The organism is Pseudomonas sp. AL03, from assembly GCF_029960815.1.
In the GTDB taxonomy this organism is placed as follows: Bacteria; Pseudomonadota; Gammaproteobacteria; order Pseudomonadales; family Pseudomonadaceae; genus Aquipseudomonas.
Map to the genome: position 1 here is coordinate 26199 of NZ_JASBRE010000006.1, position 20707 is coordinate 46905.

18 protein-coding genes are annotated in these 20707 nt (G+C 58.3%); 16 read left to right on the forward strand and 2 right to left on the reverse strand.

The features are described from left to right. Positions 1 to 41 precede the first annotated feature (41 nt). The 8 genes from motA to QK293_RS08190 all read left to right on the forward strand — a co-directional run bounded on the left by motA (position 42) and on the right by QK293_RS08190 (position 9544). Positions 42 to 893, forward strand: coding sequence for a flagellar motor stator protein MotA (motA, locus tag QK293_RS08155; protein ID WP_282376673.1), 852 nt, complete (start codon positions 42 to 44; stop codon positions 891 to 893). Between the two features lie 163 nt (positions 894 to 1056). Then, positions 1057 to 2085 (forward strand): flagellar motor protein MotB, encoded by a 1029-nt coding sequence (gene motB, locus QK293_RS08160; RefSeq protein ID WP_282376674.1) that lies wholly within the window; start codon positions 1057 to 1059, stop codon positions 2083 to 2085. A gap of 241 nt (positions 2086 to 2326) precedes the next feature. Next, positions 2327 to 4420, forward strand: coding sequence for a type VI secretion system tip protein VgrG (locus tag QK293_RS08165; protein ID WP_282376677.1), 2094 nt, complete (start codon positions 2327 to 2329; stop codon positions 4418 to 4420). After that, positions 4417 to 4983 (forward strand): DUF4123 domain-containing protein, encoded by a 567-nt coding sequence (locus QK293_RS08170; protein ID WP_282376678.1) that lies wholly within the window; start codon positions 4417 to 4419, stop codon positions 4981 to 4983. Before QK293_RS08165 ends, QK293_RS08170 begins: the two co-directional genes overlap by 4 nt. Then, on the forward strand, positions 4980 to 6026 hold the full coding sequence (locus QK293_RS08175) for a toxin VasX (protein ID WP_282376679.1): 1047 nt from the start codon (positions 4980 to 4982) through the stop codon (positions 6024 to 6026). The genes QK293_RS08170 and QK293_RS08175 overlap by 4 nt, the downstream gene beginning before the upstream one ends. Beyond that, on the forward strand, positions 5986 to 7674 hold the full coding sequence (locus tag QK293_RS08180) for a hypothetical protein (RefSeq protein WP_282376680.1): 1689 nt from the start codon (positions 5986 to 5988) through the stop codon (positions 7672 to 7674). Before QK293_RS08175 ends, QK293_RS08180 begins: the two co-directional genes overlap by 41 nt. After that, positions 7665 to 8591, forward strand: a complete 927-nt coding sequence (locus QK293_RS08185) for a hypothetical protein (RefSeq protein ID WP_282376681.1) — start codon at positions 7665 to 7667, stop codon at positions 8589 to 8591. Before QK293_RS08180 ends, QK293_RS08185 begins: the two co-directional genes overlap by 10 nt. Before the next feature lie 683 nt (positions 8592 to 9274). Next, positions 9275 to 9544: a hypothetical protein gene (locus QK293_RS08190; protein ID WP_282376683.1), complete on the forward strand. Its 270-nt coding sequence runs from the start codon at positions 9275 to 9277 to the stop codon at positions 9542 to 9544. Positions 9545 to 9636: 92 nt separating this feature from the next. On the opposite strand, the gene rsgA is transcribed toward QK293_RS08190, so the two are convergent. After that, positions 9637 to 10668, reverse strand: a complete 1032-nt coding sequence (rsgA, locus tag QK293_RS08195; RefSeq protein WP_008153263.1) for a small ribosomal subunit biogenesis GTPase RsgA — start codon at positions 10666 to 10668, stop codon at positions 9637 to 9639. Between the two features lie 107 nt (positions 10669 to 10775). Here rsgA and orn point away from each other — a divergent pair, with 107 nt between their 5' ends. From orn to QK293_RS08210, 3 genes are all read left to right on the forward strand, one after another. After that, positions 10776 to 11318 (forward strand): oligoribonuclease, encoded by a 543-nt coding sequence (gene orn, locus QK293_RS08200; protein WP_282376686.1) that lies wholly within the window; start codon positions 10776 to 10778, stop codon positions 11316 to 11318. A gap of 92 nt (positions 11319 to 11410) precedes the next feature. Then, the gene (locus tag QK293_RS08205; protein ID WP_282376687.1) at positions 11411 to 12022 is read left to right on the forward strand and encodes a trimeric intracellular cation channel family protein; all 612 of its coding nucleotides are present in this window, start codon (positions 11411 to 11413) and stop codon (positions 12020 to 12022) included. Positions 12023 to 12189: 167 nt separating this feature from the next. Then, positions 12190 to 13239, forward strand: a complete 1050-nt coding sequence (locus QK293_RS08210; protein WP_282376688.1) for a Fic family protein — start codon at positions 12190 to 12192, stop codon at positions 13237 to 13239. Here QK293_RS08210 and queG read toward each other — a convergent pair. Next, complete coding sequence (gene queG / locus QK293_RS08215) at positions 13236 to 14324, reverse strand: tRNA epoxyqueuosine(34) reductase QueG (RefSeq protein WP_282376689.1); 1089 nt, start codon at positions 14322 to 14324, stop codon at positions 13236 to 13238. The two genes, QK293_RS08210 and queG, sit on opposite strands and share 4 nt — an antisense overlap. A 63-nt stretch (positions 14325 to 14387) precedes the next feature. Between queG and QK293_RS08220 the strand changes: the two genes are divergently transcribed. From QK293_RS08220 to miaA, 5 genes are read left to right on the forward strand one after another with little or no spacing between them, the layout of a single operon-like run. Continuing rightward, on the forward strand, positions 14388 to 15887 hold the full coding sequence (locus tag QK293_RS08220; RefSeq protein WP_282376690.1) for an NAD(P)H-hydrate dehydratase: 1500 nt from the start codon (positions 14388 to 14390) through the stop codon (positions 15885 to 15887). Further along, the gene (tsaE, locus tag QK293_RS08225; protein WP_282376692.1) at positions 15875 to 16345 is read left to right on the forward strand and encodes a tRNA (adenosine(37)-N6)-threonylcarbamoyltransferase complex ATPase subunit type 1 TsaE; all 471 of its coding nucleotides are present in this window, start codon (positions 15875 to 15877) and stop codon (positions 16343 to 16345) included. Before QK293_RS08220 ends, tsaE begins: the two co-directional genes overlap by 13 nt. Then, complete coding sequence (locus QK293_RS08230) at positions 16346 to 17773, forward strand: N-acetylmuramoyl-L-alanine amidase (RefSeq protein ID WP_282376693.1); 1428 nt, start codon at positions 16346 to 16348, stop codon at positions 17771 to 17773. A gap of 8 nt (positions 17774 to 17781) precedes the next feature. Further along, complete coding sequence (mutL, locus tag QK293_RS08235) at positions 17782 to 19680, forward strand: DNA mismatch repair endonuclease MutL (protein WP_282376859.1); 1899 nt, start codon at positions 17782 to 17784, stop codon at positions 19678 to 19680. Then, positions 19680 to 20651, forward strand: coding sequence for a tRNA (adenosine(37)-N6)-dimethylallyltransferase MiaA (gene miaA, locus QK293_RS08240; protein ID WP_282376860.1), 972 nt, complete (start codon positions 19680 to 19682; stop codon positions 20649 to 20651). The genes mutL and miaA overlap by 1 nt, the downstream gene beginning before the upstream one ends. Positions 20652 to 20707: the final 56 nt, after the last annotated feature.

Consider the following 20707-nt stretch of genomic DNA (forward strand, 5'->3'; position numbering starts at 1 on the left):
AATATGACCTTGAACCCGACTCAGTAAGTGCTCTCCTACCTATGGCTAAATTAATCGGCATCATCGTCGTATTCGCGAGCGTGCTCGGCGGATACGTGCTCTCCCATGGCAAAATTGCCGCCCTTATTCAGCCTTTCGAGGTGTTGATTATCGGTGGCGCGGCCCTTGGCGCATTCCTCCAGGCCAACCCTAGTTACATGACCATGCACGTGCTCAAGAAATCCTTGAGCATGTTCAGTTCGCGTTTCAACCACACCTTCTATCTTGAAGTGCTTGGCCTGATTTACGAGATCCTCAACAAGAGCCGCCGCGAAGGCATGATGGCCATTGAAGGCGACATCGAAGATGCTGCCGCGAGCCCGATCTTCGCCAAGTACCCGACCGTGCTAAAAGACGAACGCATGACTGCGTTCATCTGCGATTACCTGCGCATTATGTCCTCCGGCAACATGGCTCCCCATGAGCTGGAAGGCCTGTTCGACATGGAACTCTATAGCCTCAAGGAAGACCTCGAGCATCCGTCTCACGCGGTGAACGGCATCGCCGACGCCATGCCCGGTTTCGGCATTGTCGCGGCGGTACTCGGTATCGTGGTGACCATGGCCTCCCTGGGCGAAGGCGACCAGAAATCCATCGGTCTGCACGTGGGTGCGGCACTTGTCGGTACCTTCTTCGGTATTCTCGCGGCGTACGGTTTCTTCGGTCCGCTGGCCCATTCCCTGGCCCACGATGCCAAGGAAGAGCTGAACGTCTACGAAGCCATCAAGGCCTCGCTGGTCGCTTCCGCTTCCGGCATGCCGCCATCGCTGGCGGTAGAGTTTGGCCGCAAGGTTCTGTACCCGGCGCACCGTCCTAGCTTTGCTGAGCTGGAACAAGCGGTTCGCGGTCGCTAGTGTCCTGTCTTGCAAATACGTTCCTTTTTGGCGAGTGGCTGTTGTTGCCAGACAAGGCGCCGCGACGAGTCATAGCCGGCTATGGCGAGGAGCGGCAACGCAGTATGGCGACAACAGACACCGCCAAAAAGGAACAGTATTTGTGAGACAGGGCACTTAGATCATGGAAAATAACCAGCCGATAATCATCAAGCGCGTCAAGCGCATCGCCGGCGGGCATCACGGGGGCGCCTGGAAAATCGCCTTCGCGGACTTCGCGACGGCGATGATGGCGTTCTTTCTGGTGCTGTGGCTGCTGTCCACCGCAACACCTGAGCAGAAGATCGCCATCGCCGGTTACTTCAAGGACCCGGTCGGTTTTTCCGAAAGCGGCACGCCGTACATCATCGACTTGGGCGGCACGCCGACCCTGGCGCCGGAAAACACCCTCAACCCCGAGGTGAAATCCCAGCCGCAGCCGGACAAGGTGACCATCGACGCCGAGCAGGTTGAAGGGATGGCCGAGCAGGTCGAGAAGGAACGTCTCGAGCTGTTGCTGCAAGAACTGCAGAACAAGGTCGAAGAGAACCCGCAACTCAAGAAATTCAAAGACCAGATTCTGTTTGAGATCACGCCGGACGGTTTGCGCATCCAGATCGTGGACGCTGAAAACCGGCCGATGTTCGACTCTGGCAGTGCCCGTCTGAAGCCGTACTTCGAAGACATCCTGCTGGCCATGGCCGACACCATCAAAGCGGTGCCGAACAAGATCAGCATCAGCGGCCACACCGATGCCAAACCGTACACGGGCACCGGTGACTTTGGTAACTGGGAGCTCTCGAGCAACCGCGCCAACGCTGCACGTCGTGCACTGATCGCCGGCAGTTATCCGGATGCGCAGGTGGCGCGCGTCGTCGGTTATGCCTCGTCGGCGTTGTTCGATCGCGAGAACCCGTTCAACCCGGTCAATCGCCGTATCGACATCGTGGTGCTGACCAAGAAAGCCCAGCGCGCCATCGAAGGTTCGCAAGGTGCGGAACCAGCTCCAGAGCCGACGCAAGGGCAGGGTGGCCCGGGCGAAGTGCCCGCCACACCAGCCGACCCCAATGCGTTGCCAGCGGATAAAGAACCGTTGCCGGCGCATGAGCTTCGCGAGCGCTTGAACCTCTTCGACAGCCCGGCACCGAAACCGGGTGAGCCCCCGAAGCAGTGACCCATAAAAAAGCCGACAGCGATGTCGGCTTTTTTGTGCCTGCTGGGGGGATCCTACCAATCGGTATTTTGTCGTTCATTGAGAGGCTGACCTTCGATAGCGAAGCTTCCTTCTGGGTTTAAAGATTAGTCCTACATCTATCCTTTGCCTGCCTTGTTAGCGTGCCCGCCAATTTCGCGTGCACAGACCATGGAGGGTTTGGACATCGCGCTTCATTTCCTCTTTGCTTAAGGATAAGCGTGTGTTCGGATCGGCCAATACGGCGCATTTTGCGCTGCACATCCCCGCGGTTCGTAACGATTTCAAAGTCCTCGCCTTTGACGGTGTTGAGGCCATCAGCGCCTTGTACGCGATCCAGATTGAACTGGTCAGCGAACACCCGGATTTCGATCTCGAAAGTCTGCTCAGCCAACCCGCATTTCTCCAGTTCGGTCTTAACGGCGAAGGCCTTCACGGTCGGATCGAAGACGTGTTCGTGGGTGAGGCCGGCAAGCGCCTGACCCGTTATCACCTGACCCTCGTACCGACGCTGCATTATTTGCAGTTCAGCCACAATCAGCGGATTTTCCAGCACCTGACGGTGCCGCAAATCATTGCTCAGGTGCTCAAAGGTCACGGCATTCAGGCCGATGCGTTTACCTTCCATGTCAGCACCAGCCCCGAGCGCGAATACTGCACTCAATACGGGGAAAGCGATTTCGAACTCGTCCAGCGCCTGTGCGCCGAGGACGGCATCGCGTGGCATCACCAGCACTCGGCAGACGGTCATTTGTTGGTGTTCACCGACGACCAGACCTGGTTCCCCAAACTGGGCGAAACCCCTTATCAGCAAGACTCCGGCATGGTGGCAGAGCACCCGGTGGTCAGCCAGTTTTCCATGCGTTTCAGCACCCGCACCAGCACGGTCACGCGCCGGGACTATGACCTGAAACGGCCGAGTCTGTTGCTGGAAAGTCGCTTCACCGCCGAGTTCAGCCCAGAGCTTGAAGACTATCGTTACCCGGAGTTCATCGAGAACGAAAAGCGCGGCAAACAACTCGCTCGCCAGACCTTGGAGCGGCACCGCACCGATTACCAGTTGACCGAGGGCAAAAGTGACCAGCCGACGCTGCGCTGCGGTCACTACTTCGACCTGACCGAACACCCGCGCAAAACCTGCAACGATTTGTGGTTGTTGCTCAGCGTGACGCACGCTGGAAAACAACCGCAGTCACTGGAAGAGGCCATCACCAGCGACGTCAAACCCGAAGACGGCTTTACCCAAGGCTATCGCAACAGCTTTCGCGCCATTCCCTGGGACGTGCTCTACCGTCCGCCGATGCGTTCACGCAAAACCGTGCTGGTCAGCCAGACCGCCCGTGTTACCGGGCCGGCCGGCGAAGAGATTTATTGCGATGAATATGGCCGTGTCCGTGTCGAGCTGCCGTGGGATCGGACCGAACTCAACAGCGAAAAAAGCAGTTGCTGGCTGCGGGTTTCCTCCAGTTGGGCCGGGGAAAATTTTGGTTCGGTGACCATCCCGCGCATCGGCATGGAAGTGGTGGTGACTTATCTGGAAGGGAACCCCGACCAACCATTGATCACCGGTTGCGTGGCTAACACCGTCACGTCCGTGCCGTACACCTTGCCCGAGCACAAAACCAAAACCGTATTGCGCAGCCACAGCTCCCCACACACCGGTGGTTACAACGAGCTGTCGATTGAAGATCGCGCCGGGCAGGAACAAATCTACCTGCGCGCCGAGCGCGACCTAGACCAACTGATCCTCAACGACAGCGACACCCAGATCGGTAACGACCGCCGTGAACAGATTACTCGCGACAGCCACAGCCTGATCAGCAACGACCGTTTCGAACAGGTGGACAACCACAGCGCCAGCCTGATCAAGGGCGACGAGTTGCACACCACCCAAGGCGTGCGCAACACGGTGATCGGCGGCAATGAACTGATCACCATCACCGGTAATAGCAGCACCACGGCAGGCGGCACGCTGGTGATTCAGGCCGGTCCACAGGCCCACGTCACCGCTGCGAACGTGGTAATCGATGCGGGGATGAGCCTGACGCTCAAGGCTGGCGGTCACCACATCGTGATCAACTCGGGCGGGATCTTCAGCAGCGTGGCCATTGTCGAGGGTGGTTCACCGCTAGCTGGCCTAACCGGGCAGGCGGCACTGTCAGCAGCTCCCCAAGCTGCCGAGGCTGTGGTCATCGACACCCTTCCCATGGAAGCACTACTCAAACAGAACATCGTCTTTCGTGAAACCGATTCCGGCATTTGCCCAGTATGCGAGGTCGCCCAGGAACCCCAGGCAGCAGAGAGGGGTGAAGCATGACCCTGGTCACCCCGAACAAAGGACTGCTCCTGCTTGATGGTGCTCAGTATGAAGACGCTATCGATTGGCTTCACCAGCACTACGGCGCAGACGCTCCTCAATCGCTTTTCAAGGGGACCGCTTACGAGCCGATTGGCGCAGCGGGGCCATTTCTGCTGAATGCCTCGCTTGGCAGCGCAGCCTACGCCGCATGGTGGGGCGGCTCCGACTTGCAACACGGTGTTTGGCTGGCTTCTCCACAGAGCGCTCAACAATGGCTACCGATCCTGCAACGTCGCTTGCGCATTTTTGATGAACACCAGCGAGAGTTATGGCAGCGCCTGGCGGATGGCTCGGTCCTGCTTCGCGCCTGGTTGGCCGGCGTGCAATGGCCAACAGGCTTTTGGTTCGGCGTGGAAAGCGTCTGGCTACGCCATGGCAACGCGCCAGTGTGCGCTTGGGAGAACCAGGCGCCGGAATTCGACTCAGCACCGGCCAATAAAGGTCTGGCCGCGCAAATCACCCTGCCTGAGCCGCTTCTGCATGCACTGAGCCTTCCAGCCAACCCGGAGAAAAACGCATGAGTGCCCAGAATAAAATCCGCGTTGGAACGTGCCCGCTCTTCACTGCCGTTTTGCCCCTGCGATACGCCCTCGGCCCTACCGTCGCTGTCGATACCGATGCCTACGACTTGCCGGCGTTGAACGGCTCGTTTCCCGAGTTGGGGCCTCGTCATCCTGACTTGACCGGGCATGCGCTCAATTACACCTCGCGTTTGTTGCGCGACGGTTGGCTCTATGTCTGGGAGAGCAGTCCACCCAAGTTGGTGGAGTATCAAGTCGAAAAAGCTCAGCTCACCCAAACCCCGCGTGCGGGCAGGGTAATCGACACCCGGGTCAAACCCCATCTGTTGTTAAGAGCGGGCGACGTTGCCGGATTGGTATGGTCGCCCGTTCGCTGGAGTGAGGCGCAATACCAGGCCACCAGAAAAGACCCCGCCGTGCGTCAGCGCATCATGCGAAGTTTTGTTCCGGGTGTTGCGCCGTTCAGCGGCAAGGTTGACGCGGTCGCTAAGCAGATTGGCGAATACAACGATGCGACGAGCTATGGCTGGAGCGCGGAGCCCAAGACGGAACACGCGCCTGATTGGTTGAAGGTGCGAAAGCAGATGAAGGCTTGCGAGCAGCAAACTTACGCGGTCATTGATGACGCCTGGGGCGTTCTGCTCGACCTCGCTGCGCTGATGCGTGTCCGTAAAGAAACATTCGACAGTTACCAGGAACATCACGCTGAAGAGTGGGCGATGGCCGGCGTCATCAAGTCACTGAGCGAAGGCGACCGCCAACTGAGTGCACAACTGCCGTCTATCACTCGCTATGACGAACTCCAGCAGGTGTGGAAAGATCAAGAGATCCAAAACAATCGGTATACCGCCGACACGCGGCGTCTGGCCCAACTCTGGGTGGCGTGGTTCAACACCCTGCAAGTGACCGGTCCGTCGAGCATGGACACGGCTTGCGGCCATTTCGACATCACTCAGTCGATGGCGCGTGAGGCACTGGAATTGCATTTCGCAGCGGCGTGCCTTGGGGCCGGCCAGCACCAGTATCGGAGCCGAGGCCATTAGCCTCAACCTGAACGGCAATGCGTCGGGAAAACCTTGGCTCCTCTGGGCTTTGCTTGGATTACCCGCACGGCTTGGCAAAAGCGAGATCAAGTACCTCGTTGATCTTGGCGATGCGTTCAACGACAACACGACGGCGTTGCAGGAAGGTGCTAGCAAGGTTGCCAGCGCTTTCGGGTATGCCGATGCACTGAACAAGACTGCCGACAAACTGAAGCAACATAAGCCGGCATCGAGCATTGAGGCCTTGTTTCTGGCAATCGCTCCGGTGGCTGGGTTGCAACTGCATCAGGCACAAAACTCGACCAGCACCGCCGGGAGCTTGTACATGGCGGCGGCTCTGGCTCGTAGCGACCAGCGCATCCAGGCGTTGGGCGTTACCTCGCGTCAGTTGGGCGAGTGGTACAGCGACTTGATGGGGACACGCCCAGCGGCGCCTGCTCATTTGAGCGTTGCACCGCTGGTCGCGGCCGTGGGGCAGAGCGTGCCGTTCATGCATCTGGTGCCGACCAGCACCAAATTGCCACCGTTGCCGGTGAATCTGGCGGCGGGTGTGGATTTGAGTAGCGTGCTGGATCTGAAAGGGGCTTGGGATAAAGCACCGATCAAGGTTTTGGTGACGTTGATGGCGGGGCTGAATTTTTATTGGTCAATGGATCAGTTAGTAGATAGCGGAACAACTAAAAAATGGGTTGGTGCTTTCGGCGTCTTGACTGGCGTTGGAGCAGCAGGCGCGGCAGTTGGTCAGCGGATGGCAGAGGTTAACTGGACCTCTGCTATTAGCCAGGGCGGCAAAAACTCTATTCCAGCGAGGCTCGCGTTAGTTCGAGCCATGGGAATGGCCGCAGGTGCTGCTTTGTTGCAGTCAGCGTTCCTCTGCTTTGATGTGGTGGTTTACGGTTTCGAAGCCTTTGAGGCGTTCCAGGCGGGTGACTTTGATACCTTCTCCGTTAATCTGGGGCTAATCGGGGCATCGGTGGCGAGCATTAGGCTGCAGGCTCAAGCCTTCCGGGCACTGCGCATTGCACGAGCGGCCGTGATAGCAGGGGATGCGGCGGTTATTTCTAAAGGGTTGGATGTCGTGCCTCACTTGGGCGTCAAGCTTTTGGGGCTCGCCGTGGTGATTGTGGGCGGGGTCATCGCCCGGCTCTATACGACTGACTCACCGCTAGAAAAATGGGTAAAAAACAGTCATTTCGGTATCCGTCCGGACAACGATTGGTCAACTAACTACACCCAGTCAATGGAGCGTCTGTATCCCATTCTGTTTCCTGTCAGTTTTGAAGTATTCCGACTGAGAGAGTTACACCCTTATCAAGGGCAAGTCACCTCGACCTACCTGATGCTGAACCTGCCGGGGAAAAACATTCAGATGACGGATGGGATGATCCACTTCAAGGGCCATGAAATCTGGCGCGATACCCTCGGATATCACTCCGAACGGGTCAAAAAAGTCAAATGGACAGGTGAAAATTTTGATCGGCATAGTGGCAGCCGGATTCCTGTACAAGTTGGCGTAACCCCGTACCGGCGCGTCTACCATGAGGACGGCGTGCGGGATTTGTGGAGCATTGAGGGCGATTTGATCTATTCACCGCGTGAAGGACTGACGCTGCCAGCGGTAAAAATCAAGGACTGGGCATGGATATGAATACGCCGGAGCAACCGCGATACAGCGCTATCCCCACGGTACTGTTGGAAGCGCATAAGCCCACTGGTGAGCAGCCAATGGAGCTGTTTATTACTGATGAGCACACCGAACATTATCTGGCTTTGCGGGCAGGCGGCGATTCGGATCGGGGTCAATTTACAGGCCTTGGCGGGTGGATAGGGTTGGGTGGGCTAGGAATGGTTTTTTTGTTAATGATCAATGGGAAGTGGGAAAGCGTTCCCATGGGCCTGATCATGTCGGCAGCATTTTTCCTTGTTCCTTTTTTATGGGAAACCCTTCGTCCCTTGCCTTTGCCTATCCTGTTCAACCGTCGCACTCGTGAAGTGTATTTCGAACACGAAGGTGAACTGCTCCACGCTCCATGGGATGGCATAACCGCCGTGGCCAATGAATATCAGCTAGTTGGTACCCACATTGGTGGCATGCAAAGCGCCTCACTGGAAATACGCATGTGGCAGTTTGAAAGGCCGGAAATTGCATTGATGGTCAGTCTCGGCTCGCCTTTCGGCAAATCATTGGCGATGCAGAAAGGCTTTTGGGAATACATCCGCTCTTACATGAACAACGGCCCGTATTTCGACGAGCAGGGTAATCACTGTGAGTCGGATGCGTTCATAAAAAGCCAGCTAGCGGTGCAGCCAAACATGAGCGGGTGGTTCAAGGACACCTTCAGCGACATAAAAAAAAGACGGGCGGAAAGTGGAAGGAAGAACTACTTGGGCGGCAGTGATGTAGTCATGCTTGTTCTTACTTTTCTCTTTTATCCATGGTTTCGCATTCAGGAACTCACTTACAGCTTCGCCAAACGCCGCTCCCGCAACCTGTGGCCGAAAGTCGTCACCGAACGACTAAAGGCCAATGGCCCTTCTTCGCGACTTGTGGACTTGTGGACTTGATGAGTTGATCGGAAGTCGATTGGTTGTAAATCTGTTTGATATGGTGTGAAGTCTTTATGCGGGTGATTTGGAATGAACGTGTGGGTTTAAGAATCAGAGCTTTGGCTTATGTGAGCTTGGTTCCAACCTATGCAGTGATTAAGTTTATGTTGGATCCGCTTTTTTACTTGGAGGATGTTGTGCTGGGTCGAGCGTTAGTATTGTCTGTTCTGATGAATATAATATTGTTTTCATATTTTACGGTTGGGTAGCGCGACAGAGAGGTCGCTGTTGAAATTGTTTCGGATGGGCTGGATTTTCGTGATGATGCTGCTGGTTACTGTCGTCGGATTCTAATTCGTAGCGATGAGATACTAAAAATAAAAGTTGTAAGTAATATATTTTTTGATTCGCTCGTCATTGAGCTAAAGGATGATCAGAGATTTTCGTTTAGTAATATGATTGCGCCGGAAAATTTTGTTGAATGCGCTCAATCTCGAATAAATTATTAAATTTTGGTTTGTTTTTAGTCGTGTTGATGTCTCTCAAAATGGATTTGTAGGAGCTTTCCGAAATTATCGGGTGGGGTTTTAATCATCTAGGTAGCTGTTTATAGTTCCAATGTCGCCCCACCAGTTCGGTGACCGATCTTAGCCGGTCGAAACAAAGATGAAACCTTTCGACAGTAACCGGAGTTTTGACCAATGGCTAAGTACCACCCGCTCCAAGGCAACTTCAGCGTCGGCTCGACGCTATACATCGACACCGAAGCCCGCGCTTCCGATCTCCTGGAAACCGCCGTCCACCGACTCAAAGCCGCGCGTAATCTGCTCAACAGCGTCACCTGTCTGTGCGTCAAAGAAGCCGAAGGACACGACCTGGAGCATTTCGCCAACGCTGCGCACATGTTGATCCAGGACGGCTGTGATGCCTTGGATGTGCTGGGCTGGACGCTGGACAAAGCCGCACGCTGAAAATGAGAAAGCCGCGAGATGATCGCGGCTTTCTTGTCTCTGCTGGATACTGCTGATCATTTTCGTGGCATCACGAAAATGATCAAGGCTACTTAATAGCTGGTTTCCGGCAGGCTGGCGATGATCGAGCGGTAGCTGTTCATCCGTTGCTGCTGCACGCGACCTTCTTCCAGGGCCTTGAGCAGGGCGCAACCCGGCTCGCGGTCATGCTTGCAGTCGCGGAAGCGGCAGGTGCCGATCAGGTCGTTGAACTCGATGAAGCCGGCTTCGACGTCGGCACGGCTGACGTGGCCCAGACCGAACTCACGAATACCTGGGGAGTCAATCAACTCACCGCCACCGGGGAAGTGGAACAACCGTGCGGTGGTGGTGGTGTGAGTGCCCTGGCCGGACAACTCGGACAGCGGGCCGACACGGGCTTCGACTTCAGGCAACAGGCTGTTGACCAGCGAAGACTTGCCGACGCCGGACTGGCCGACGAACACGCTGATGCGCCCGTCCAGCTGTTCCTGCAGTTGCTCCATGCCGTTGCCGTGGTGCGCCGAGACTTCCAGCACCGGGTAACCCAGCGTGCGGTAAACCGCCAGCAAGGCATTCAACGCCGGGGCGTTCTGCTCGTCGATCAGGTCGAACTTGTTGAGCAACAGCAGCGGACGAATCCCTGCGTGCTCGGCGGCGACCAGGTAACGGTCGATCAGATTCGCGTGAGGCTCGGGCAGCGGGGCGAAGACGATGACAATCATGTCGACGTTGGCCGCTACGGGTTTTAGCTGACCACGGCTGTCCGGACGGCAGAGTTCGGTTTTGCGCGGCAGTTGCGCCACGATCACGCCGATGCCCTGGTTGCCGGCACGCCAGACCACCTGATCGCCGGTCACCAGCGCAGGCAGGTTGGCGCGCAAGTGGCAGCGGAACACCTGGCCGGCCAAATCGCCATCGAGGGCTTCGACTTCGACCTGCACACCGAAGTGCGCGATCACCAGGCCGGTCTGTTCCGGACCCAGATCGCCACCCTCAAGTGCCTCGACAGCCGAGGACTCGCGTTTGGCGGCGCGGGCAGCGCGTTCGCCCTGAATCTTTTCGATGCGCCAGTTTTGACGACGATTGAGTTGGCGTTTGGCCATGGGTGTTCCGTATCAAGAATGCAGCGATTAGGTAAAACGGCCGCGAGTTTAGCACGCCCGGCCACCGGCCTAGGCTAAACTGCGCAGCATTGCCTAGGAGCCGACTCATGCAAAACCCGCAGAATCTGATCTGGATCGACCTGGAAATGACCGGTCTGAACCCTGATACCGACGTCATCATCGAGATGGCCACCATCGTCACCGACAGTGACCTGAACACCTTGGCCGAAGGTCCGGTGATCGCTATCCACCACAGCGACGAGATCCTCGCCGGCATGGACGAGTGGAACACCCGTCAACACGGCGGCTCCGGGCTGACCCAACGGGTGCGCGACAGCCGTATCAGCATGGCTGAAGCCGAAGCCGACACCATCGCCTTCCTGGAAAAATGGGTACCGAAGGGCAAGTCGCCGATCTGTGGCAACAGCATCTGCCAAGACCGCCGCTTCCTTTATACCCACATGAAATCCCTGGAAAGCTTCTTCCACTACCGCAACCTCGACGTCTCGACGCTGAAAGAGTTGGCCGCACGCTGGGCGCCGGACGTGCGCGACAGCTTCAAAAAGGGCAGCACGCACCTGGCCCTGGACGACATCCGCGAATCGATCGCCGAGTTGCAGCACTACCGCAAGCATTTCATCAAGTTCTGATGGAGTTGAGGGCTGCACGGATTGTGCAATGCCCTCTTTTGGTGCCGCCACTAAATAGCTAGACTGCGCGCCTTCCTGCAAGGACCGCCCCCATGTTGCTGATGCTTTACCTGATCGCCATCACCGCCGAAGCCATGACCGGTGCCTTGTCGGCCGGCCGTCGCGGGATGGATTGGTTCGGCGTGGTGCTGATTGCGTGCATCACAGCGTTGGGCGGTGGTTCGGTGCGTGACGTGCTGCTCGGTCACTACCCGCTGACGTGGGTCAAACACCCGGAATACCTGGTGCTGACCTCGGTGGCGGCGATGTTCACGGTTTTCGCTGCGCGCTGGATGCGGCATCTGCGCTCGCTGTTTCTGGTGCTCGATGCCGTGGGTCTGGTGGCGTTCACCCTGATCGGCTGCATGACCGCCCTCGAAATGGGCCACGGCATGCTGGTGGCATCGGTCAGCGGCGTGATCACCGGGGTTTTCGGCGGCATCCTGCGCGACATCTTCTGCAACGACATCCCGCTGGTCTTCCGCCGCGAACTCTACGCCAGCGTCTCGTTCGCGGCGGCGTGGTGCTACATGCTCTGCCTTTACCTGCAATTGCCCGGTGAACAGGCGATTTTGATCACGCTGTTCGGCGGTTTCCTGCTGCGGTTGCTGGCAATCCGTTTCCATTGGGAAATGCCGAAGTTCGTTTATAACGACGAAGCCTGATTTCAGCGGTGTGCATGGTCTGATAAGTGTGTGCTTCGAAATATCCTGTCGAGGAAGTCGCTTAGGTTACTCAGTGAAAATGGGGTAAAAAGTGCATAAATGGGGTAATCCGTTATTGAATTACCCTGTTTGTTGTTGAATTACCCTATTTGGCAGGTAAAACATCTATGCGGTCACTTACTCCTGAATTTCTCTCAACACTTCGCTACAACGGATTGCAGGTCGCGACGTTGCGGGCTCTCGGTGAGTACCGTGGCAAGCAACAATTGTTCGCTTCCCAGTCCCCAGAAATTCTCCAGGACCTGAAGCAGCTTGCAGTCATCGAGTCCACAGAGTCATCGAACCGATTGGAGGGGGTGGTTGTTTCGCCAAGTCGGTTGAAGTCGTTGATTATCAAAAATGCCGAACCGAAAAGTCGCTCCGAGCAAGAAGTTGCGGGGTACCGCGATGCGCTTTCTCTTATCCATGAAGCAGCAGAGGGGATGCCATTCTCCGAGGGCGTCATTCGGCAATTGCACGGCATGCTTTATCGCTATTTACCGCAGGATGGCGGGGAGTGGAAAGCAACGAACAATGACATCATCGAGCGCCATCCAGACGGCAGTTCACGTATCCGCTTTCAACCGGTCGCTGCACATCTAACACCCATTGCAATGGTCGATATGGTCATGCAATACCGCAGAGCACTGGATCAGAATCTGGCAGATCCGCTGGTATTGGTCCCGTTGAGTATTCTCGACTTTCTCTGCATACACCCTTTTTCAGATGGCAACGGGCGCGTAGCTCGACTGCTTACCTTGTTGTTGCTTTACCAGTTTGATTATCGCGTAGGCCGTTTTATCAGCCTTGAGCGGATCTTCGAGGACTCAAAGGAAAGCTACTACGAAACGCTTGAGGTTAGCTCTCAAGGTTGGCATGAAGGCAGGCACGACGTTCAACCATGGCTCAACTACTTCTGGGGTGCGCTTCTTCGCGCTTACAAGGAGTTTGAGGAGCGTGTTGGTAAGATCGATAAGCGCCATGGAGGCAAAAGCGATCGAGTTCGATTTGAAGCGTTGAAGCGCACCCTACCGTTTTCGATTACTGAGCTTGAAGAGGCTTGCCCTGGTGTGAGTCGTGACACCGTGCGTATGGTTTTGCGTTCATTGAAAGCTGAAGGACTAATTGAGTCGACTGGGAGGGGGCGCAGTGCCAAGTGGATAAACTTGAATCGCTAAGGACGAATTCCATGGTTGCCAGCGCGCTGTTCATGTTGCTTCAACGCCCACTCGACATGCTCCCGCACCAACTCCGACGGATAGTCCCGCCGCGCCTTCAACGCTTCCAGCACTGGAATGCTCGACGGCGCGTTCCCCAGGCCTACCGCCAGGTTTCGCAGCCAACGCTCGTAACCGGCTCGGCGTAACGGCGAACCTTCGGTGCTGCTGAGGAATTTGTCCTCGTCCCACATGAACAGTTCGGCCAGCTCCGCGTTGTCCAGGTTGTGCCGTGGCTTGAAGTCGCTTTCGCCGGACGGACGGGCGAAGCGATTCCAGGGGCAGACGATCTGACAGTCATCGCAACCGAACACCCGATTGCCGATCAGTGGCCGCAAATCTTCAGGGATCGCGCTTTTCAGTTCGATGGTCAGGTAGGAGATGCAGCGTCGGGCATCCAGCACGTACGGGCCGACGAAGGCGTTAGTCGGGCAAATATCGAGGCACGCAGTGCAGCGGCCGCAATGTTCGGTGGCGTGAGGCGGGTCGATGGGCAGCGGCAGATCAACAAAGAGTTCGCTGAGGAAGAAGTAACTGCCGGCCTGGCGATTCAGGACCAGAGTGTTTTTACCGATCCATCCGAGACCAGCCTGCTCGGCAATGGCCTTTTCTAGCACCGGCGCGCTGTCGACAAAGGCGCGATAGCCAAACGGGCCGATGACTGCTTGAATTTTTTCCGCCAGTTGTTGCACGCGTTTGCGGATCAATTTGTGGTAATCGCGGCCCAAGGCATAACGCGAGACGTAGGCTTTTGCAGGTTGTGCCAGGCGTTTGGCCATTTCGGTGTCGCCCGGCAGGTAGTCCATGCGCAGGGAAACCACCCGTAGCGTGCCGGGCACCAGCTCTTCCGGGTGTGAGCGTTTGCTGCCGTGGGCGCCCATATACTCCATTTCGCCGTGGTAGCCGGCCGCGAGCCAGCGTTCCAGGTGCTGCTCATGCTCGGCCAGGTCGAGACCGCTGATGCCGACTTGCTGAAAGCCCAGCTCGCGGCCCCAGTCCTTGATGGATTGGGCGAGGGCGGGCAGGTCTGTGGTAATAGCGGGCATGAGGCGAGAGAAACCGGAGCTGAGGTGCGTATAATTCTGCCAGACATCGGAGCCCGAAGACGCATGCCGCAGACTAAAGATGATTTACCCGACGCGCTGTACAGCGCCGCGCAAGTCCGAGCCCTCGATGCGAGCCTGATCGCGGCCGGTACATCGGGCTTCGAATTGATGCAGCGCGCGGCGCGGGCGACCTGGCGCGCACTGGTCCGTCATTGGCCGACGGCTAACGAGTTGAGTGTTGTGGCCGGCCATGGCAATAACGCCGGCGACGGTTATCGGGTGGCCGTGCTGGCGCGACGTGCTGGCTGGCATGTGCGGGTGTTGGCGGCGGGTGATCCCCTGCGTTTACAAGGCGACGCGGCATTGGCCCATGCCGAGGCCGTGTCCGAGGGTGTCGCGGTTCAAGCCTGGAACGCACATTCGGAGTTGCGCGGTATCGTGCTGGATGCCTTGCTCGGCACCGGTCTGACGGGAGAGGTGCGAGAGCCTTACGCCAGTGTGATCGCGACGATCAATGCCAGTGGGCTGCCGGTTGCGGCCGTGGATATCCCTTCGGGGTTGTGCGCTGATACCGGCCGAATACTCGGTGCTGCCGTTCGAGCTGATCTGACCGTAACCTTCATTGGTTTGAAGTTGGGTCTTTTCACGGGAGACGCCGCGGATCTGGTTGGCGAACGGGTCTTCAATGATCTGCAAGCCTTTCCCGAGTCTTTTAACGGGGTCACCGCCACTGCCCGTCGCCTGACCACCGGTAACGTGCCACGTCTGGCGCCTCGCCCTCCCACCTCCCACAAAGGTAACTTCGGCCACGTCCTGCTAATCGGCGGTGATCGCGGATTTGGCGGCGCCATCCTGCTGAGCGCGCAAAGTGCGCTACGCAGCGGTGCCGGGATGGTGTCCGTCGCAACTCGCAGTGAACATGTTCCGGCCGCTCTGGCGAGAATTCCCGAAGCCATGGTGCTGGGCACTTCGTCGGCCAATCAGCTGATGGGACTGCTTCAAAAAGTTTCCGTGCTGGTTGTCGGCCCAGGCTTAGGTCAGGCTTCCTGGGGGAGCAGCCTTTTGTCGGCGGCTGCCAATGCGCCGCTTGCGCAAGTCTGGGACGCCGATGCGTTAAATATGCTGGCTGAAGAACGTGTGAGCTTGCCCAAGGACTGCGTGATCACACCGCATCCTGGCGAGGCGGCGCGGCTGCTGGGAATAACGACTGCCGAGGTGCAGGCTGACCGTCCTGCAGCCGCTCACGCATTGAGCAAAAAATACACAGCTGTAGTGATTTTGAAAGGCGCCGGCAGCCTGATCGCCAGCCCCGATGGGCGTCTGGCGTTGTGTCATCAGGGGCATCCGGCCATGGCCACCGCCGGTTTGGGTGATGTGCTGGCCGGTCTGGTTGGCGCATTGCTGGCTCAAGGCATGGAGGCGTACGACGCCGCCTGCCTGGCCGTCTGGCTGCACGCCAATGCCGGCGAGCAAGAAGGTAAAACGGGCCGTGGGCTGGCGGCCAGTGATCTGATTCCAGCCATTCGTCAGTTGTTGGAGGAGCAAGCACCGTGTCTGAAGTAACCCTGTACCTGGCTGATGAAGAGGCGATGACCGCATTCGGCGAACGCATCGCAAAAACCACTCAAGGGCACGGTCTGATTTTTCTGGAAGGGGATCTGGGGGCGGGGAAAACCACGCTGTCGCGGGGCATCATCCGGGGGCTGGGGCATGTCGGCGCGGTGAAAAGTCCGACGTTCACGCTGGTCGAACCCTACGAGATTGGCGACATCCGGGCCTTCCACTTTGACCTCTATCGCCTGGTCGACCCTGAAGAGCTGGAATACCTCGGTATCCGCGACTACTTCGAAGATGACGCCTTGTGCCTGATCGAATGGCCCCGACAGGGTGCAGGCTTTTTGCCAAAGCCCGACCTGACCATTACCATTAGCCCGCAAGACAGCGGGCGTTCGCTGAAAATTTTGTCCCAGGGCTCGCGTGGCGAGTCGTGGTGTGCCGCTTTGGCATTGGAATCCAATTAAATGATGGGGTCAGGTATGCGCTTTCGCGCGATGGTAGCTGCCGTAGGATTGTTGTTTTTGGCGGTGACCGTCGACGCTGTGGCCGAGACGAAGGTCAACAGCGTTCGCCTGTGGCGGGCTCCGGACAACACACGATTGGTGTTCGACCTGACAGGGCCTGTCCAGCACAGCGTCTTCACCCTGACCGCCCCGGATCGGCTGGTCATCGACATCAATGGCGCGACTCTGGGGGCGCCGTTGAACGTCAACTCCTCGAACACTCCGATCACCGCCATGCGCTCGGCTCAACGTACGCCGACCGACCTGCGAGTGGTCATCGACCTGAAAAAAGCCGTCACGCCGAAAAGTTTTACCCTGGCGCCAAACGCCCAGTACGGCAATCGCCTGGTGGTCGACTTGTTTGATAACGCCGCCGACGCCGCGCCAATTCCAGCGCCGACCAACGTCGCGACAGTCGCCCCGGTACCGGTCACGCCGGTGGAGCCCGCGGTGAAGCTGCCGCCAGCACCGGCCGGCAAGCGCGACATCATTGTGGTCGTCGATGCCGGCCACGGCGGCGAAGACCCGGGTGCCTCGGGCTCTCGCGGTCAGCGTGAAAAAGACGTGGTGCTGGCCATCGCCCGCGAACTGCAGCGTCAGGTCAACGGCATGAAAGGCTTCCGCGCCGAACTGACCCGCACCGGCGACTACTTCATTCCATTGCGCGGCCGGACTGAAATCGCCCGCAAGAAGGGCGCCGACCTGTTCGTTTCGATTCACGCCGACGCCGCGCCTTCGGCCGCTGCTTTCGGAGCCTCGGTGTTCGCCCTGTCTGATCGCGGTGCTACCTCGGAAACGGCCCGTTGGCTGGCTGACAGCGAAAACCGTTCCGACTTGATCGGCGGTGCCGGCAACGTCAGCCTCGACGACAAGGACCGCATGCTGGCGGGCGTACTGCTCGATCTGTCGATGACGGCATCCCTCACGTCCAGCCTTAACGTTGGCCAAAAGGTTCTTAGCAACATCGGCCGCGTCACGCCGCTGCACAAACAGCGCGTAGAACAGGCCGGGTTCATGGTGCTGAAGTCGCCGGATATTCCATCGATCCTGGTGGAAACCGGGTTTATCTCCAACGCCAACGAAGCTTCCAAGCTGGCCGCAGCGAACCATCAGCAGGCGCTGGCGCGTTCGATCAGCAGCGGCGTGCGCCAGTTCTTCCAGCAGAATCCGCCACCGGGCACCTACATCGCCTGGCTGCGTGATTCCGGCAAAATCGTTCAAGGTCCACGTGACCATCGGGTAAACCCGGGTGAAACACTGGCGATGGTTGCCGTGCGTTACCAAGTGTCGCCAGCCACGCTGCGCAGCGCCAACAACCTGAAAAGTGACGAGCTGAAGATCGGCCAGACCCTGACCATTCCCGGCACTGAACTGGCGGCCAAAGAATGAACCAGGTGCTGACCAACACGGCTCGCATCGAGCTGCTCAGCCCGCGACTGGCGAACCAGATTGCCGCCGGTGAGGTGGTTGAGCGCCCGGCCTCGGTGATCAAGGAGCTGCTGGAAAACAGCCTCGACTCCGGCGCCAAGCGCATCGATGTCGATGTGGAGCAGGGCGGCGTCAAGCTGCTGCGGGTTCGCGACGACGGCAGCGGCATTTCCGCCGATGACCTGCCGCTGGCTCTGGCCCGTCACGCCACCAGCAAGATCCGCAACCTGGAAGACCTCGAACAGGTCATGAGTCTCGGGTTTCGCGGTGAAGCCCTAGCCTCGATCAGCTCCGTGGCGCGTCTGACCCTGACGTCCCGCACCAAGGATGCCGATCAGGCCTGGCAGGTCGAAACCGAAGGCCGGGACATGGCGCCTCGTGTTCAGCCCGCGGCCCATCCGGTGGGCACCTCGGTGGAAGTGCGCGACCTGTTCTTCAACACCCCGGCACGGCGCAAATTCCTCAAGACCGAAAAAACCGAATTCGATCACCTGCAAGAAGTGATCAAGCGTCTGGCGTTGGCGCGTTTCGACGTGGCGTTCCATTTGCGTCACAACGGCAAAACCATCCTCAGCCTGCACGAAGCCCATGACGATGCGGCCCGTGCCCGGCGTGTGGCGGCGATTTGCGGTTCGGGTTTCCTCGAGCAGGCGCTGCCGATCGAGATCGAGCGCAATGGCCTGCATCTGTGGGGCTGGGTCGGGTTGCCGACCTTTAACCGCAGCCAGGCGGACTTGCAGTACTTCTTTGTGAATGGCCGCGCGGTGCGCGACAAGCTGGTGGCCCACGCGGTGCGTCAGGCTTATCGCGACGTGCTGTTCAACGGTCGACACCCGACGTTCGTGCTGTTTTTCGAGGTAGATCCGGCGGGCGTCGACGTCAACGTGCACCCGACCAAGCACGAAGTGCGCTTCCGTGACGGGCGCATGGTTCATGATTTCCTCTATGGCACCTTGCACCGCGCCCTCGGCGATGTGCGGCCGGAAGACCATCTGGCCGCGCCGGTGGCGACGGCCATCGTTCGACCGACCGGCATTGATGCGGGCGAGTTCGGCCCGCAAGGCGAAATGCGTCTGGCGGCCAATGCCTTGCTGGAACAGCCTCAGACCCAGCCGTCGTTCAATACGCCGGCAGGCGCGGGCGCGGGCGCCGGTTATCAGTATCAATACTCGCCTCGGCCTCAATCGGGTGTGCCTGCGGCTGAAGCTCAGGCTGCCTACCGTGAGTTCTTTGCGCCGTTGCCAGAAGCGAACGCTGTCGCACTGCCAGCGGGGCAGGACGATATTCCGCCGCTGGGTTATGCACTGGCGCAGCTCAAAGGCATCTACATTCTTTCGGAAAATGCTCAGGGCCTGGTGCTGGTGGACATGCACGCCGCCCACGAGCGGATCATGTACGAGCGCCTGAAAATCGCCATGGCCAGCGAAGGCCTGAGCGGCCAGCCGCTGCTGGTGCCGGAATCCCTGGCGGTCAGTCAGCGTGAGGCCGATTGCGCCGAAGAACACGTCGCGTGGTTCCAGCGCCTGGGCTTTGAGTTGCAACGTCTGGGGCCGGAATCCCTGGCGATCCGGCAGATCCCTGCACTGCTCAAGCAGGCTGAAGCCAATCGATTGGTCAGCGACGTCTTGGCGGATCTGATGGAATACGGCACCAGCGACCGGATTCAGGCCCACCTGAACGAACTGCTCGGCACCATGGCCTGCCACGGCGCGATTCGTGCGAATCGGCGTCTGGCCCTGCCGGAAATGAACGGCCTGCTGCGCGACATGGAAAACACCGAGCGCAGCGGTCAATGCAACCATGGCCGACCGACCTGGACCCAACTGGGCCTGGACGATCTGGACAAACTGTTCTTGCGCGGTCGTTGATGAACCAGCTCCCGCCTGCGATTTTCCTGATGGGGCCGACCGCCGCCGGCAAGACCGACCTGGCCATCGAGCTCACCAAAGTCTTGCCTTGCGAGCTGATCAGTGTCGATTCGGCGCTGGTCTACCGTGGCATGGACATCGGCACCGCCAAGCCTTCCAAAGCGCTTTTGGCTGAATTTCCGCACCGCTTGATCGATATTCTTGACCCGGCAGAGAGTTATTCGGCCGCAGATTTCCGTCGTGATGCCCTCGAAGCCATGGCCGAGATCACCGCGCGGGGGAAAATTCCGCTGCTGGTGGGCGGCACAATGCTCTATTACAAGGCTTTGGTGGAAGGTCTGGCAGACATGCCGGCGGCCGATCCGGTCGTTCGCGCGCAGATTGAAGAAGAAGCTGCACGCCTTGGCTGGCAAGCCCTGCACGATCAACTGGCGGTCATCGATCCAGAATCCGCCGCGCGTATTCATCCGAACGATCCACAGCGACTCAGTCGAGCGCTGGAAGTTTATCGCGTCAGCGGTCAGAGCATGACTGCACTAAGGTTGCGACAATCTGCGCAAAGTACTGAAGCAGCCGCCTCGGGACTGCAACAATTGCCCTATACTGTCGCGAACTTGGCCATTGCTCCGGCAAATCGCCAGGTACTGCACGAGCGAATTAAACAAAGATTCACGAATATGTTGGAACAGGGATTCATTGACGAGGTCGTAGCCCTGCGTAAGCGAAGTGACCTGCATGCCGGGTTGCCGTCTATACGTGCAGTAGGTTATAGGCAAGTCTGGGACTACCTGGATGGCAAGCTGACGCAAGCCGAGATGCAGGAGCGTGGAATCATTGCCACGCGCCAATTGGCGAAGCGCCAGTTCACCTGGCTGCGCAGTTGGGCTGATTTACACTGGTTGGACAGCCTGGATTGCGACAATCTGCCGCGCGCCTTGAAATACCTGGGGACCATCTCCATATTGAGCTGAGTCCTTGCAATTGCCGTCTATCCTTGGGGGTCTGACGGCCACAAGCCATCTGTTTA